The following is a 16,069-nucleotide window of genomic DNA, read 5'->3' as shown; positions in this document are numbered from 1 at the left end:
TCCTCCTCCTGGAAAAGCGGAGGAGAACGAGAATCCCCCGCTTAGTGAATTCGTTTGATGACATTCAGGACAAGCTCAGTTGAATGAACGGCAGCCTGTTCTAAAAATTTATCAAATGAAACGTCAGATTCTTTTCCGGCAATATCAGATAAAGCTCTGATGACAACAAAAGGCGTTTTGAACTGGTGGCACACCTGTGCGACAGCCGCAGCTTCCATTTCAACCGCGTACAAATCCGCAAATTTGGCGCGTACGTCTTCAACCCGCTTCGGATCATTCATAAAAGAATCTCCCGTAGCGATTGTGCCTTTGGCGACTTGAATGCCGTTCAGTTCAGAAACCGCTTCCTCAGTAATACTGATCAGCTTTTCATCAGCTTTGTATGCTGCCGGAAGACCCGGCACCTGTCCGTATTCATAGTCAAACGCCGTCACATCTACGTCATGATGGCGGACATCTGTTGAGATGACGACGTCGCCTACATTCAATGTATGATGAAAACCGCCCGCTGAGCCTGTGTTAATCACATAATCAGGTTTGAAACGGTCAAGCAGAAGCGTCGTGCTGATCGCCGCGTTGACTTTCCCGATACCTGATTTCAGCAAGATGACTTCGACGCCTTCATAGCTGCCAGTTGTAAACTCACAGTGAGCGATCATCTCTTGTTTTGCGTCTTTCAGTTTGCTTCTTAAAATCGTAACTTCCTCTTCCATTGCTCCGATGACTGCCAGTTTCATTTATACACAATCCCTTCGATTTACCGTTTAATCGCCTCCATTATCCAGACAAAGTCATTTTGCTGCGTAAACCGCGCGGCAAATCCCTCTTCTGAAAAGATGTTTTTCATTGTCCCGAGTGTCGGATAATGTTCCGTCTTTAAATCGTCCGCTAATTGATGATAGCCGTTTCGGATTGCTTTTTTAATGGCTACATCATAAGCTTCATGATCTTTAAAGACTGTATCGGCAAACACTATTTTATCATGCTTCTGAAGGATTGCGCCATACTGCTTTACAGCCGTTCGCTTTTCTTCATCGGTTAAATGATGAAAGGCGTACGAGCTGACGATGGTATCTATTTGAAAAGGCGGAGCGGGAAACTCCAGAAAATCTCCGTCACTGAACACGGCTTTGTCAGAAAGCTTGTCAGCCGCCAGTTTTCTCATTGACGGAGACGGTTCTACACCAAACACCTTTTTGTTCGCGGCGGCTAATTTCGCCGTTAAATTCCCCGTTCCCGGTCCGAACTCTAAAACGTTTGAACCTGAAAGTGCGACAATGCTGTCAAGAATGCTGTCATATCCTTTAAAAACAGCGGCATATTGTTTGTCAGCCCCGTGCACTGTGGCGTCATAAGTCGCTGCCCAATCTTCAAATAAAGGAATAAATTCACGGCCCATATTTTTCACTCTCCATAATTTATAATTCCTATGAGTATAGTATGGATTAATCGTGGAACAGTTCCTATCCTATCACAAAAAAGAATGGAAGGGTACTAAAATACTTTGGGATTATTGCGCAATTACGGCAGAAAGGCTTATACTTTCATTGACTCAGAAGAAAAATCAGGAGGATCTGTACTGATGAATTTTCAATTGGATTTAATCAAAGATAAAGTAGAATTTTTCGAAGCGGCATCTTTGCAGGAGCTTGAAAAGAAAATAAACGTTCAGATTGAAAACAACCAGGCGATTATGCTTCGCGTCCGTTCCGTATCCCATCAGGTGACGGCCGTTGACGGCAGAATCCTTTACAGCGCGTCGGTGCATTTTTCAGCTGACGTATGACAGAAAAAAGCAGCTGAATAATCAGCTGCTTTTTTGCGGTTATTTTAAGGTTTCTACTTTTGTCGGCTTCCAGCCTTTTTTGTCTTTCCAAGTGATGGTGACCTGATACTTTTTGCCGTTCGTTTTGTCTAAAACTTTCCCCTTCGCATCTTGCGGGCTTCCATTGTTTCCGAGCCACAGCACTGTCATATGATCTTTTGACACGCCTGTTGCGTAAGAGATGGCGTCAAGCATTTCGGACCAGTCTTCAGAGCTTGAGTCATACGTCGCCGTATGTTCTCCCGTCTGCTTTGTGCCGACCGCTTTCCATTTTGGGTTAACAATTGTTTTCTCGACATCGCTTGATGAGCCGCCCTCTGTTATTTTTGCGCCTTTAAAAGGATCGCTTGAATCAGAGTCTTTTTTGCTGCTGTCATCACTTTTCGATGAATCATCTTCTTTTTTGCTGTCAGAGTCTGAAGATGAATCAGATGTGTCCTTATCCTGTTTATCTTTTTTGTCATCGTCTGATGCCGTATCTTTTTTGCTGTCTTTTATGTCTTCATCGGATGTCTGCTTCGTCTTGCCTGATGCAGGTGTTTCCTGCTTCTGGCTCGTGTCCGCTTTTTCGCTCACGTCGCTCGACGGACTGTTGATGAAGAGGCTGACGGCAACGACGACAATAAGAATAGATACGATAGCAATTAAAATGTTAAGCACCATATTTGCTTTTCTGCGCTTATCACGGTTTTCAAAACGAGATTGTTTATTGCTCAATCATTCTGCACTCCTTTATCCCTCTTGCTCAGCATATATTTTAACATGGGCTGAGCGGTTGTTCTATGTCTGATTTATTTCATTTTCATGTACCTTTTTAACAATATCATAAAACACTGTATTTGTCAGAGCCTTATCCCCCGGCGTGTCCATGTGCAGCACCACCAGAGCGTATTTCGGCTTGTCCGCGGGAAAGTATCCCGCAAACCATTTGTGGTAAAGCGTCTGTTTATCTTTTGTGAACATTCCCGTCTGGGCCGTTCCCGATTTGCCTGCTATCTCATACGGCAGGTCCTGAAACCTTCGGCCGGTTCCTTTCGGTGAGGTGACGACTTCTCTGAGAATTTTTTGAAGCTGCTGCGCCGTATATTTGTCGATGTTTTCCCCTTTTAACGGCTGATCTTTGAATGACGCCATCGTCGTTTTGTTTTTGTATTCAATTTTGTCCGCGATTTTGACTTGTTTTTTTTCACCGCCGCGCGCGATCGCCGCCATCATATTGGCGACTTCAAGAGGCGTGACTTTCACGTTTTTTTGCCCGATCGCCGTCTGTGCGACGGCTTTTTTTACGGTTTTGTCTTTGTCATCTCCCCAAATGACCCCGCTTTTTTCATTATACAGCTGCCTGAATCCGTCTTCCCGGTACAGCTTGCCTTCCCACCCCGCCCGCTGGGTGAGACCAAGTTTTTCCGCCATGTTTTCAATAACGGAATCATCTTTTTTGATCAATTTTTCCGCAAGGCTTGTAAACGTATAATTGCAGCTTTGGGCAAAGCTTTCTCCAAAACTGAGCGTGCCTTTGTCATCCCCCGGCTCTCCGTACAGGTTGAGATTGCAGTTAAAGGATGTGCCCGGCTTCACTTCGTTTTGTTCTATTGCGGCTGCGGCGATCACCGTTTTAAACACTGATCCCGGATAAATCGGCGTCAGCATGTAATTTTGCAGTGTCTGCTGCTTTGACATGTCGGCGTCAGGCTTTGATACCATTCCGAGCACACTGCTTTTTTCAATGTCTAAAAGGACGGCTCCCCCCTTTTTTAACCCGCGGTCTTTCAATACATCTTCCATTGCTTTTTGAATATTGCGGTCGATGGAGGTTTTGACTTGCAGCGGATAAAACGCGTTTGCTTCAGCCGTATATTTGACGTCCATTCCGAATAAAGGGTTTCCCCTTCCGTCGACATGATACAAAAGTTTTGTGTCCTGATCCGCCAGTAAAAACTCATCAAACGTCCGCTCCATCCCGCTTGTCCCGATTTTTGCCGTGATCGGCAGTTCCTTCCTGCCGGGGTATTTCTTTTTCAAAAGCTCAGGGTCCTGGTTTGTCGCGCCCAACAGATGAGCGGCTATGTTTGTTTCTTTGCTGTCTTTCATATATACGCCGTAAATGCCGGGATATTTCAAAGAATTGATATTTGACACGGATTGTTTCGTCAAATGTTTTATTTTTCTGCTGTTCAGGATCACCGGTTTTTTCGCTTCCGTGAGCAGCTGCCTGAGCTCCCCCTGTTTCATTCCGAGAATGTCAGATACCCGGTCAACCGGCCAATCCTGCGTCACGAGGAAGGGAAACAGTATGACGGCAGGCTGCTTTTTTCCGGTCAGTTCTTTGCCGTTCCGATCAAGAAAAGAGCCGCGTCCGTCTGAAATAAGGACTTCTTCCGTCCGCTGCTTGACGCTTTCCTGAATCAGATTAATATTGGATTTTGAAAAAGATTCTGTAAAAAACAGCTGAATTTCAGCCAGCCTCGCAAGCAGAAAGAAAAACACGAGCAGAAAACAAATCACGGCCGCTTTCAGCCTTTTTGATACGATCATAAAAAAACACCTCATCCACATTTTGGACGAGGTGTTTCAATGTTAAACGGATCTTATGAAATTTTCACAATTTTCACGAGCATTTCTCCGCCCGGCGTCTGAACTGTCACTTCTTCGTCCACTTTTCTGCCGAGCAGGCTTTTGGCGATTGGCGAGTCGTTTGAAATTTTCCCTTCAAACGGATCAGCTTCAGCGCTTCCGACAATCGTGTAAGATTCTTCTTCACCGTCCGGCAATTCGATGAATGATACGGTTTTTCCCAAACCGACTACATTTGAACCGCCGTCGTCCTCGATGATTTTCGCATTGCGGATCATGTTTTCAAGCGTCGTGATGCGCCCTTCCACAAATGCCTGTTCTTCTTTTGCAGAATCATACTCAGAGTTCTCTGACAGATCTCCGAAGCTTCTTGCGATTTTAATGCGTTCTACTACTTCTTTGCGTTTAACCGTTTTCAATTGCTCTAATTCTTGTTCAAGTTTTTGTTTTCCTTCGTGAGTCATCGGAAAAACTTTTTCTTGTGCCATGTTCCTTCACTCCTTGGTGGTTGTCCCTCAACAATAACGTGTGATTATGTATGAGAGCATAAACGAAAAAATCAAGAATGAGAACACAGGGCAGTCCTCGTTCTTCTCTCCCATATAGGTACTGTTTATCTTAAACTGAATGTGTGTTTTCTGCAAATGTTTCGGTTTATAAACAGGGAAAGAAGGGAACTGTCTCATTCCCTTCCAGCCTATACATAATATGGTCTGAGTTATTTATGTCTATGCTATGGTATTACAAAATTGCATTTTGTTCAAGGATCGTTTGAATCTTCGTGACCATCAGATCAATCGCGACGTGGTTTTGTCCGCCTTCCGGAATAATGATGTCCGCGTAGCGTTTTGTCGGTTCAACAAACTGATTGTGCATCGGTCTGACGACGGACACATACTGCTCAATGACAGAATCGATTGAACGGCCTCTTTCGTTAATATCTCTCATAATCCGTCTGATGATACGGAGATCCGCGTCCGTGTCGACATAAAGTTTCATATCCATGAGGTCGCGAAGCCTTTTATCTTCGAGAACGAGAATGCCTTCCAGAATAATGACATCCTTCGGCTCAACCGGAATGGTTTCCTCAGAACGCGTATGCAGTTTATAATCATAAATCGGCTTTTCTATCGGCCGGTAATTCAAAAGCTCTTGAATATGCTCGATTAAATAGTCATTATCAAATGCGAGCGGGTGATCATAGTTTGTGTTCAGCCTTTCTTCAAACGGAAGATGGCTTTGGTCTTTATAATAAAGGTCTTGCTGGATCATTAAAATCGAGTGTCCTTTAAACTGTTCATAGATGGAACGGGTGACGCTTGTTTTTCCTGATCCGGAACCTCCTGCGATGCCTATAACTACAGGACTCTTACCCATTGGTGATTACTTCCCCTTTCTCATCATGTTGCTCGGATAAATCTTTTTGTCTACTTTAAATGTAACGATTTGCAGGGGATGGCGGGCAGCATCAAGCTCGTTTCCGTCTTCGTCCCAAATAGTGCCGATTGTGAATGTGAAATTGTCGATTTCAGGACCGAAAAATTCCAATTCGTCACCTTGTTTAAAGAAATTGCGCTGCTGGAGCGTCACCATTTGAGTTTCCTCGTTATACGCGAGCACGAGACCGGCAAAATCAAATGTTGTTTTCTTTCCGTGTTCGCCGAACATCTGCTCTTCATACCCGGGCGTGCCTTCAAAGAAAGCAGGCGCGGTATCCCGGTTTGCACATTTGTCCAGCTCATCCAGCCATTCTTTTTGAATGACAAAGTTTTCAGGATCAGCGCAGTATGCGTCGATGACTTTGCGATACACGCTGACAACCGTCGCAACGTAATGAATCGATTTCATCCGGCCTTCAATTTTCAGGCTGTCGATGCCCATCTCGATCATTTGCGGGATGGATTCAATCAATTTTAAATCTTTCGGGCTCATCGCAAACGGAGCGTCTTCTTCGTCATAGAGCGCGACCGCGTTTGCACCGTCTGTCTGATACAGGTCATAATCCCAGCGGCAGGACTGACAGCAGCCGCCGCGATTGGAATCCCGGGCCGTCATGTGATTGCTCAGCACGCATCGGCCTGAATAAGCGATACACATGGCGCCGTGGATAAAGGTTTCAATTTCAATATCCACCTTTTCCTTCATTTCTTTAATTTCCAGTCCGCTCGTTTCACGGGCAAGCACCACGCGGTCAAGCCCTTCTTCTTTCCAGAACTGCACCGCTTTCCAGTTGGAAAGGGACTGCTGTGTGCTGAGGTGAATTTCTACGTCCGGGGCCACTCTCCGGCATGTTTCAATAATCAGCGGATCAGCGACGATAATTCCGGCAACTTTTGCGTCTCCCAACGCTTTTAAGTATTCTTCCAGACCGTCCATATTTTCATTATGGGCGAAAATGTTTGTTGTCACATATATTTTTGCCCCGTATTTTTTGGCAAATTCTACGCCCTCTGCAATTTCTTCTATTGAGAAGTTATCCGCATTTGAGCGGAGTCCGTATTCCTGTCCTCCGATAAAAACCGCGTCCGCTCCGTAATGAACGGCAATTTTTAATTTTTCAAGGTTTCCTGCCGGAGCAAGGAGTTCAGGTTTTTTCGTAATGACGCGTTTTCCGTTTACGACTTTGGAAATGGTTTGATTTACGGCTGTCATCCGTTGCACCCTCCTTTTTAATAGACCGTTTCTTTAAAGAAGAATCCTGTGTCGATGCTTCTGTTCACAGGCTGAATGCTTTCAATCCGCTCTATCCAGCTCTCTTTTTTCTCTTCGTATGTCTCTCGGCTTTCGAAGCACAAATCGATTGCTTCTCTGTACATGCGGGTCACTTCAGTTAAGTATTCAGGAGACTTCAAAACTCCGTCGATTTTGAAAGAATCGATGCCGGCGTCCATCAGGTCCTCTAATTCATCAATCATGCACACATCGTTCGGGCTCATGATGTGCGTGCCGTTTTCATCTTCAAAAATCGGGTATTTATTGCCCCGTTCCTTGTCATGCAGAAACATCCCCGCTTCTTTTTTCTTCTGTTCGATGTCCATGACTTTACCTTGGTATTCGAAGTAATGGCCCACTAAAGAACGCTTCGATTGGAACATGCACGTCATGCCGTGGATTTGAATTTCAATTTCCACTTCGGCGTTTTCTTTTATGTCAATGATGCTGTCCATATTTAATTCCTTAGCCAGCACTGCCCGCCGTGCGCCTTTGCGTCCCCAGTAATTGCAGGAATAGTAGTTGGTTCCCGTTGTTTCCGTGCTCCAATGCAGTTTAAGCTCGGGAGCCGCTTCACGCGCCGCCATTAAAACGGCCGGGTCACCGAAAACAGCCGCATCAACGCCGGCCTCCTGCAAAAAGGCAAGATAGCCGTTCAGCTCGTCCACTTTTTCGTTGTGAAAAATAGCATTGACGGCGGCGTACACTTTCGCGCCTTCCTGATGAGCTGTCTTTACGGCTTCTTTTATATCTTCTCTTGAAAATTCACCGGCCAGTCTCAGGCCGTATCTCTGTTCTCCGACCAACAGGGCCGTTGCGCCCGCTTGAATGAGCGGAAGAATATCCTGTACAGAAGTCGGAGTCACCAAAAGTTCAGGTTTTTTCATGATCCTTCACCTCTTCTTTTTACTGATGGCGATGCCGTCTCCGACCGGCAGTATGACCGTTTGATAGTCAGGCCGGTCCATCAGCCATTGGTTATATTGATCAATTTTTTCAACAAGCTTCCGTCTTCTTTTCGGCTCAATGTCCGAGTGATTTTGTGCCACCAGCCCTTTAAACAGAACATTGTCCGTAAAAATGACTCCATCCGGCGCAAGCATCGGTTCATAGAGCTCAAAAAAGTTCGTGTACTGGCCTTTGGCCGCGTCGATAAAAATGGCATCATAAGGAGCCGTGACACGGACAGACTCAGAAAGATCCAGCGCATCCCCGTGCATTACGTGAATCCGGTTTTCCATTTCAAAGTCTTTTATATTGTTCACAGCTTCTTCATAGCGTTTGTCGTCCCGTTCAATCGTGTAAATATTCGCATCCGGAAGCTCAAGCGCCATCCGTATGGCGGAATATCCGATTGCCGCGCCGATTTCCAAAATGTTTTTCGCCTGTTGAATCGACAGCATTTGAAGCAGCACTTCAATGCCCGCTTCTTCCATAATCGGAACATGGTGCTCTTTTGCATAGGCTTCAAGCTTTTTCACTTTATCAGGCCGAGGCTTCAGCATCGCGTTTATATACTCGTTTATTTGTTCATACCGATCATTCACGGCAAACAGCCTCCGTTCTAAAAAGGAGTGCCCCTGACGAATCCGCGGGGACACTCTCTTAAGACACTTCTTTATCCATAAGTAAACAACCCGATATATTTTATCATAAAACCTTTCAGAATGGAATAAAAGGAGAGCTTTTGCCCTCCTTTTATTCGCTGTCTTTTTTGGAAATATACTTTTCCTTCGCTTTATTATGGTCTTTTAATGTTTTGGTGAAAACGACCTCGCCGTTTGATTTTGCAAGGAAATAGAGATAATCCGTTTTGTCAGGGCGGAGAGCCGCTTCCCATGATGAATCACCGGCATTTGCAATCGGTCCCGGCGGCAGCCCCTTATGTTTATACGTATTAAACGGAGAATCAATTTTCAGGTCTTTGTAGTAGACCCGGCTTTTATGCTTACCGGCCGCATATAATACCGTCGGGTCAGTCTGCAGCGGCATTTTTTCTTCGAGCCTGTTGTAAAAAACGCTGGCGATTTTGTGACGGTCGGCTTTGGCGGTGGCTTCTTCTTCAATAAGCGATGCCATCGTCAGCGCGTTATGGACGGAAAGTTTCTTTTTTTCCAGTTCAGATTTATACGTTTCGATACGGGTGTTTGTTTCCTGAACCATTGCCGTCAAAATCGTGTCAAGCGATGCATCCGGATCATTAAACGGATATGTGGCCGGATACAGATAGCCTTCGAGCGGATGCTTGAGCTTCTTGTTTGAAAGTGCGTCCGTTATCGTATCAGGAAACTGTTTCTTCAGTTTGCCGATGAATGTTTTGTCATCCAGTTTCGCCATGATCTCTTCTTTTGAATATGATGTTTCTTTTGCGATCGCATCCGCAATCTGTGTAAGCTGTTTTCCTTCAGGAACGGAGATCTGAAAGGCATATCCCGTTGATCCCGCGGTCAGTTTTTTGATAATCGCATCCGCATCCATTCCTTTATTCAGGTGGTAAAATCCCGCCTGAAACCCGGAAGCGCCTTTATACTTCACATACAGCTGAAATGCTTTTTTGCTTTTGATGACATGCTGATCCTCAAGAATTTCAGCGATTGCCGAAACGGAAGAACCGCTCGGAATATTAATATTGACTGCCGTTTTGCTGCCTTTGTCAACCGGGGACAGCAGAGATTTTCCATAGAAAAAAGCACCGCAAATGATGATAAGCAGAGCGATCACGGAGGACAGTATTATCGTCGTTTTTTTGTTTTTACGCGGAAATGAATGTTTAGTCTGATTGATATTCATACAAGTATTTTCCTCCCAACAGCTCTTATACTACATGATTCATGTGCATTCGGCAATTTATTACAAAAAAAAGCCGAAGCGCATATGCGCTCCGGCTTTTTCCGTTCATTTTATTCTTCGTCTTCTTCCGCTAAAAACGTGTTCAGCGTTTCTTCGATCATTTCCCACTCTTCATCGGTTTCAATCGGCATCAGTTCGCCGTCTTCACCGTTTTCGTTCGGTTCGAAGCTTGAAGCGTGAATTTCGATTTCATCATCGTCTTGAGCATCAATCGGATAATAAAGTACGTAAGATTTGTTGAATGTGTCGTTTTCAAATGTGAACAGCACTTCGCAAAGCTGTTCGTTGCCTTGATCATCGACAATTGTAATGTGTTTTTCGCCGTGTTCCATTTTTTTCACCTCTTAGTTTAAACTGTCCAGATATCCTTGAAGGATCATGACAGCCGCCATTTTATCAATGACTTTTTTTCGTTTTTGCCTGCTGACGTCAGCCGCGATCAGCATTTTTTCAGCCGCCATCGTCGTCAGACGCTCGTCCCACAGCACAACAGGGACATTGTACGCTGTTTCAAGCAGTTTCGCAAATGTTTGGCTGGCTTCGCCTCTCGGACCGATCGTCCCGTTCATGTTTTTCGGAAAACCGAGCACGATCTTCTCTACATTATAGTCTTTCATCAGCTCGGATAAACGGTCCAGACCGTAATCTCCTTCAGCCTCGTTTATTTTTATCGTCTCAATGCCTTGAGCGGTCCAGCCCATTTCATCGCTTAAAGCTACGCCGAGTGTTTTCGTTCCAAGATCAAGTCCCAATATTCTCATGAATGTATTTACGCCTCTTTATGCTGTTCTAGATAGGATTTTACCAATTCCTCGATTAATTCGTCACGTTCCAGTTTGCGAATTAAGTTCCGGGCGTCGCGATGCCTAGGAATGTATGCAGGATCTCCAGACAGCAAGTATCCGACAATCTGGTTGATAGGATTGTACCCCTTTTCCTGAAGCGCATCATATACCGTATTCAGCACTTCTTCGACGTTTGTTTCAGCAGAATCATCGGAGAAATTAAATTTCATCGTTTTATCAAACGAGCTCACCGTTTTGCACCTCTTTCCCAAATTCGCAGGCAAAGTTCAGCCTGAGGTCCTCATCTTATCATCATTCTACACTACTTGAAAGGATTATAAAACGGATTTTATCCAATCTTCCGCAGATGCCAGCGCCTCTTCCAATTTTTCAGGCTGCTTTCCGCCGGCCTGCGCCATGTCCGGACGGCCTCCGCCTCCGCCTCCGCAGACTTCAGCCGCTTGTTTGACCATTTTGCCGGCATGAAGGCCTTTTTCGATCAGGTCTTTCGTCACGCCTGCTGAAAGGTTGACTTTCTCATTTTGCACGGCGCCGAGAATGATGACCGCAGAACCGAGCTTCGCTTTCAGATCATCCACCATAGTGCGAAGGTGGTTCATGTCTTTCGCATTTACTTTTTCAGCCAGCACTTTTACGCCGCCGATGTCTTTTACTTTAGACAGAATGGCTCCGGCTTCCACATTGCCAAGTTTGCTGAGCAATGATTCATTTTCTCTTTGCGCTTCCTTCAGCTCCGCTTGAAGAGACTGAATTCGCTTCGGTACGTCTTTTACGTTTGATTTCAGCTCGTCCGCAGCGTGCTGCAGAAGGCTGAGCTGGCTGTTCATTTCCTGATAAGCGCCTTTTCCTGTTACGGCTTCAATTCTTCGCGTCCCTGCGCCGATCCCTGATTCGGATACGATTTTAAACAGGCCGATTTCAGCCGTATTCGTGACATGGCATCCGCCGCAAAGCTCAAGGCTGTAATCTCCGACTTGTACGACGCGGACAATATCGCCGTATTTCTCGCCGAACAGGGCCATCGCGCCCATTTCTTTCGCTTCATTGATCGGTTTCAAATCAATCGCTACCGGAATGCTCTCCCAGATTTTTTCGTTGACGATTCCTTCAATGCGTTCAAGTTCTTCTTTCGTCACTTGACCGAAATGAGAGAAGTCAAAACGCAGGCGATTTTCGGTAACGAGTGAACCCGCTTGGTTGACATGTGTGCCGAGAACGTCTTTCAGCGCCTGGTGCAGGAGGTGGGTTGCCGTATGGTTTTTCACCACGCCGCTTCTCATTTGATCTTCAACTTCAGCCGTCACGCTTGCGCCTTTTTGAATCGTGCCGCTAGCCACCGTGCCTTCGTGTACATGCTGACCGTTCGGAGCTTTTTTCACGTCTTTAATGGTTACGACAGCCTGCTCGCTTCTCAGCACTCCTCTGTCACCGATCTGTCCGCCGCTTTCAGCATAGAAAGGCGTTTTGTCAAGAAGGATTTGGACGGTATCCCCTTCATGCGCCTCGCTGATTAATTGCCCGTCATGAAGAAGCTCGATCACCTTCGCTTCAGCTTTTACGGCACTGTAGCCGACAAATGTGCTTTCTGCGGTAATATCGCGCAATGCGCCGCCCTGAACCTGCATGCTTCCTACATCTTGGCGCGCATTTCTCGCCCGTTCACGCTGTTTTTCCATTTCGGCTTCAAAGCCTTTATGGTCAACCGTCATTTGCTCATCTTCCGCGTATTCCTCCGTCAATTCAACCGGGAATCCGTACGTATCGTACAGTTTGAATACGTCTTTTCCGGAGATGATGCCGCTGCCTTTTTCCTTCTCTTTCTTTATCACGTCGGATAAAATGGCCAGACCTTCGTTTAATGTTTCGTGGAAGCGCTCTTCCTCCGTTTTGATGACTTTGGCGATAAACTCTTGCTTTTCTTTCACCTCCGGATAGAAAGCGTCCATAATTCCTGCAACAGTCGGTACTAGCTCGTACATAAACGGACGGCTGATACCGAGGGTTTTCGCGTAACGCACTGCCCGGCGCAAGAGGCGTCTCAGTACATACCCGCGCCCTTCGTTCGAAGGCAGCGCCCCGTCGCTTACCGCAAATGCGACCGTTCTGATATGATCGGCGATCACTTTAAAGGCCGTATCCTTCACTGCATCCTTTCCGTAAGCATCTCCGGAAATGCGCTCTGTTGCTTCAATAATCGGCATAAACAAATCAGTGTCAAAGTTTGTCGGGACATCCTGAATCACGGAGACCATCCGTTCAAGCCCCATGCCCGTATCAATGTTTTTCTTCGGAAGCGGTGTGTACGTGCCGTCCGGGTTGTGGTTGAACTCTGAGAATACCAGGTTCCATACTTCAAGATAGCGATCATTTTCGCCGCCCGGATACAATTCAGAATCTGACGGGTCATTGCCGTATTTCTCGCCGCGGTCATAGAAAATTTCCGTATTCGGTCCGCTCGGGCCTTCGCCGATATCCCAGAAGTTCCCTTCCAGACGGATGATTCTTTCTTCCGGAACGCCGATTTTTTCCGCCCATAGCGTATAAGCTTCTTCATCCTCAGGGTGAACCGTTACAGACAGCAGCTCCGGATCAAAGCCGATCCACTTTTCGCTCGTTAAAAACTCCCATGCCCACGTGATCGCTTCTTCTTTAAAATAATCACCGATGGAAAAGTTTCCGAGCATCTCAAAGAACGTGTGGTGGCGCGCCGTTTTCCCCACATTTTCAATATCATTTGTTCGGATTGATTTTTGCGCGTTTACAATTCTCGGATTCTCCGGCACAACGCGGCCGTCAAAGTATTTTTTCAGCGTCGCAACGCCGCTGTTGATCCATAATAAAGACGGATCTTCATGCGGAACCAATGAGGCGCTCGGTTCAACGGCATGGCCTTTTTCTTTAAAGAAATCTAAAAACATTTGACGCACTTCAGCAGAAGTTAAGTGTTTCATCTATATTCCTCCTTATCACTACCCGAAATTCTCTTTTGCGACAGCAAAAAAGCTCTCTCCCTATGCAAACCATGCGTTCACACAGGGACGAGAGCTGTCTCGCGGTACCACCCTGATTACAGGCCGAAAAAGGCCTGTCACCTTTCATCCCGTAACGCAGGACTGCGGCAGCCTTTAACTGCACTCAGGATTAGCTTCCGCCGATCTTCTGCTGAAGCTCCTTTCAGCGTATCGGAGCTTCTCTCTTAAACAGGGCTTCGGCGTACTCATATCCGTCACTCGAGATTCGTATGTATTCTACTCGAAATTATAGACAAGCAGAACCCGAATGTCAATGTTCCGTCCTGATCCGCAAAAAGTGTATGGCCGTCACTTTTAAAACGGCTGCCGCCGGAACAGCGAGAATCATGCCGGGAATGCCCGCGAGCTCTCCTCCGGCAAGGAGCGCCAGCATGATCACGACGGGGTGCATTCTGAGACTGCGCCCGACAATAAGCGGGCTCAAAATGTTTCCTTCTATAAATTGCAGAATAAAAATCGTGACGATTACGATGATCACAGCTTTAGCAGAAATCGCCAGCGCAAGGAGCAGCGCCGGTACAGCGCCGATAAACGGACCGAAATACGGGATGACATTCGTAATCCCGATGGCAAGGCCCAAAATCAGCGGGTAAGGAAGCCCGAACAGCCAAAATGAAACGCCGGCTATTAGCCCGAGCAAAAAACAAACGAGAAGCTGACCGCGGATGTAATCACCGAGAGAGTCGTCCACATCCCGCAGAAATTCACTCCCCCTTTTTCTCCAGGACTTCGGCGTCAAATACCAGACTGTCTTTTTCATGACGTCTATATCCTTCACCATATAGAACACGAGAAAAGGAATCGTCGCCGCGATCAGGATATAATCAAGCACGAAACGGATGCTTCTGATCGTGCTTTCAATCGTGCCGGCAAGAAACGTTTCTGTCTGCTGAATCATTTTGTCCATTCGATGGTGCATGCCGTCAGGCCAATGATCCGTGTGATTATGCAGATGCTTCAGCATGCTGTTGTAGTTTTTGGCAAGACCGGGAATGCTCTCAGACAGATCCTGCAGCTGTTCAATTAAAACAGGAACCCCTTTATAAACCCCCCAGCCGATTCCGCCGAAAAACAGGCAATAAATCAGAAGCAGGCTTAAAGTTCTAGGCATCCCTTTTCTATGAAGCCATTCAGTAATCGGAAGTAAAAGATAAGCAATAAATACTGCGATGAATATAGGAATAAAGAGAGATTTTATAACAAGCCAAATGGGAGACCATAACATATCGAGCATGCAAAAGACATACACTGTTAACAAAACGAGCAGACATACAGCCGTCCACATTAAGAGCTGCAGCGGTTTTTGAAGCATGACGTTTCACCTCTTGCTTTATCTTTTGACAGAAAGCCGGAATTATTCCCGTTTCATAAACTCCGCCTTATGACGCAGACCTCTTGACGGAAAAAATTATCAGAAATTACGAAATAATCTAAATAATATTCATAAAAATCTGTATAACCATCGTAATGTGTTAAAGGATTTCAAAAACTGTCCAGTCAATATGACTCATGTTTTTTTAAGGAGGATGGCCATGATTTCATTTCAGGATGTAAATAAGCACTACGGACATTTCCACGTGCTGAAAAACATTAATCTGCACATTAAAAAAGGGGAAGTCGTCGTTATCATCGGACCTTCAGGATCGGGAAAAAGCACGCTTCTCCGCTGCATTAATCAGCTGGAAACAGTTGATGGAGGCGCCTTAACGGTAAACGGCGTCTCCATCCATGACAAGAAAACGGATATAAATAAGGTCCGCCGCAATATCGGCATGGTGTTCCAGCATTTTCATCTGTACCCGCACAAAACCGTTCTGCAAAACATCATGCTCGCACCGATCAAAGTGCTTAAGCAATCAAAAGAAGAAGCAAAAGAAACGGCCTTATACTATTTGAAAAAAGTCGGTATACCGGAAAAAGCGGACGCTTATCCTTCACAGCTTTCCGGCGGCCAGCAGCAGCGTGTCGCCATCGCCAGGGGGCTTGCGATGAAGCCCGAAATTATGCTGTTTGATGAACCCACATCCGCGCTTGATCCGGAAATGATCGGGGAAGTGCTGGATGTCATGAAAACACTCGCAAAGGAAGGCATGACCATGGCAGTCGTCACACATGAAATGGGATTCGCAAAAGAAGTGGCGGACCGCATCGTGTTTATCGACGGCGGAGCCATCTTAGAAGAAGCTGCACCGGCTGAATTTTACGAAAGCCCACGTGAAGAGAGGGCGCGTTTATTCTTAAGCCGTATTTTAAATCACTGAAAAGAAACG

The 16,069-nt window shown here is 46.0% G+C and carries 17 protein-coding genes and 1 other annotated feature; of the genes, 2 read left to right on the top strand and 15 right to left on the bottom strand.

Features of this window, described 5'->3' with window-relative positions; translation table 11 throughout:
* Positions 1-41: 41 nt before the first annotated feature.
* Positions 42-737 carry a 5'-methylthioadenosine/S-adenosylhomocysteine nucleosidase gene (gene mtnN, locus D5S11_RS07345; RefSeq protein ID WP_003152774.1) on the bottom strand — a complete coding sequence of 232 codons (696 nt, stop codon included), beginning with the start codon at positions 735-737 and terminating at the stop codon, positions 42-44.
* 20 nt (positions 738-757) lie between these two features.
* Positions 758-1,399 carry a class I SAM-dependent methyltransferase gene (locus tag D5S11_RS07340; RefSeq protein WP_020956135.1) on the bottom strand — a complete coding sequence of 214 codons (642 nt, stop codon included), beginning with the start codon at positions 1,397-1,399 and terminating at the stop codon, positions 758-760.
* 183 nt (positions 1,400-1,582) lie between these two features.
* On the opposite strand from D5S11_RS07340, the gene D5S11_RS07335 reads away from it, so the two are divergent.
* A complete protein-coding gene (locus tag D5S11_RS07335; RefSeq protein ID WP_003152771.1) occupies positions 1,583-1,786 on the top strand; it encodes a YrzA family protein in 204 nt (67 codons plus the stop codon).
* Positions 1,787-1,825: 39 nt separating this feature from the next.
* On the opposite strand, the gene D5S11_RS07330 is transcribed toward D5S11_RS07335, so the two are convergent.
* The 13 genes from D5S11_RS07330 to D5S11_RS07270 all read right to left on the bottom strand — a co-directional run bounded on the left by D5S11_RS07330 (position 1,826) and on the right by D5S11_RS07270 (position 15,111).
* Positions 1,826-2,542, bottom strand: coding sequence for a YrrS family protein (locus D5S11_RS07330; RefSeq protein WP_015240279.1), 717 nt, complete (start codon positions 2,540-2,542; stop codon positions 1,826-1,828).
* A 63-nt stretch (positions 2,543-2,605) separates the two neighbouring features.
* On the bottom strand, positions 2,606-4,360 hold the full coding sequence (locus D5S11_RS07325) for a peptidoglycan D,D-transpeptidase FtsI family protein (protein WP_053103960.1): 1,755 nt from the start codon (positions 4,358-4,360) through the stop codon (positions 2,606-2,608).
* Positions 4,361-4,413: 53 nt separating this feature from the next.
* Positions 4,414-4,887 (bottom strand): transcription elongation factor GreA, encoded by a 474-nt coding sequence (gene greA, locus D5S11_RS07320; RefSeq protein WP_003152766.1) that lies wholly within the window; start codon positions 4,885-4,887, stop codon positions 4,414-4,416.
* Between the two features lie 253 nt (positions 4,888-5,140).
* Positions 5,141-5,776, bottom strand: coding sequence for a uridine kinase (gene udk / locus D5S11_RS07315; protein WP_003152763.1), 636 nt, complete (start codon positions 5,774-5,776; stop codon positions 5,141-5,143).
* A 6-nt stretch (positions 5,777-5,782) separates the two neighbouring features.
* Positions 5,783-7,051 (bottom strand): peptidase U32 family protein, encoded by a 1,269-nt coding sequence (locus tag D5S11_RS07310; RefSeq protein WP_053103959.1) that lies wholly within the window; start codon positions 7,049-7,051, stop codon positions 5,783-5,785.
* A 17-nt stretch (positions 7,052-7,068) separates the two neighbouring features.
* The gene (locus D5S11_RS07305; protein ID WP_007408214.1) at positions 7,069-7,998 is read right to left on the bottom strand and encodes a peptidase U32 family protein; all 930 of its coding nucleotides are present in this window, start codon (positions 7,996-7,998) and stop codon (positions 7,069-7,071) included.
* 6 nt (positions 7,999-8,004) lie between these two features.
* Positions 8,005-8,658: an O-methyltransferase gene (locus D5S11_RS07300; protein WP_007408213.1), complete on the bottom strand. Its 654-nt coding sequence runs from the start codon at positions 8,656-8,658 to the stop codon at positions 8,005-8,007.
* A gap of 151 nt (positions 8,659-8,809) precedes the next feature.
* Entirely contained in the window at positions 8,810-9,901 is a 1,092-nt protein-coding gene (mltG, locus tag D5S11_RS07295) for an endolytic transglycosylase MltG (protein WP_007408212.1), read from the bottom strand.
* A gap of 110 nt (positions 9,902-10,011) precedes the next feature.
* Entirely contained in the window at positions 10,012-10,293 is a 282-nt protein-coding gene (locus D5S11_RS07290; protein ID WP_003152751.1) for a DUF1292 domain-containing protein, read from the bottom strand.
* A gap of 12 nt (positions 10,294-10,305) precedes the next feature.
* Entirely contained in the window at positions 10,306-10,722 is a 417-nt protein-coding gene (gene ruvX, locus D5S11_RS07285; protein ID WP_003152750.1) for a Holliday junction resolvase RuvX, read from the bottom strand.
* 8 nt (positions 10,723-10,730) lie between these two features.
* Positions 10,731-10,997, bottom strand: coding sequence for an IreB family regulatory phosphoprotein (locus D5S11_RS07280; protein ID WP_012118070.1), 267 nt, complete (start codon positions 10,995-10,997; stop codon positions 10,731-10,733).
* Positions 10,998-11,081: 84 nt separating this feature from the next.
* On the bottom strand, positions 11,082-13,718 hold the full coding sequence (alaS, locus tag D5S11_RS07275; RefSeq protein ID WP_108724802.1) for an alanine--tRNA ligase: 2,637 nt from the start codon (positions 13,716-13,718) through the stop codon (positions 11,082-11,084).
* Between the two features lie 80 nt (positions 13,719-13,798).
* Positions 13,799-14,006 (bottom strand) — a binding site (T-box leader).
* 43 nt (positions 14,007-14,049) lie between these two features.
* Positions 14,050-15,111 (bottom strand): AI-2E family transporter, encoded by a 1,062-nt coding sequence (locus D5S11_RS07270; RefSeq protein ID WP_007408210.1) that lies wholly within the window; start codon positions 15,109-15,111, stop codon positions 14,050-14,052.
* Between the two features lie 220 nt (positions 15,112-15,331).
* Between D5S11_RS07270 and D5S11_RS07265 the strand changes: the two genes are divergently transcribed.
* Positions 15,332-16,060: an amino acid ABC transporter ATP-binding protein gene (locus tag D5S11_RS07265; protein WP_007408209.1), complete on the top strand. Its 729-nt coding sequence runs from the start codon at positions 15,332-15,334 to the stop codon at positions 16,058-16,060.
* Positions 16,061-16,069 lie beyond the last annotated feature (9 nt).

This window comes from Bacillus sp. L75 (assembly GCF_003676355.1).
In the GTDB taxonomy this organism is placed as follows: domain Bacteria; phylum Bacillota; class Bacilli; order Bacillales; family Bacillaceae; genus Bacillus; species Bacillus velezensis.
The sequence above is the reverse complement of the archived record's forward strand: the minus strand, read 5'-3'. Positions and strand labels throughout refer to the sequence as shown.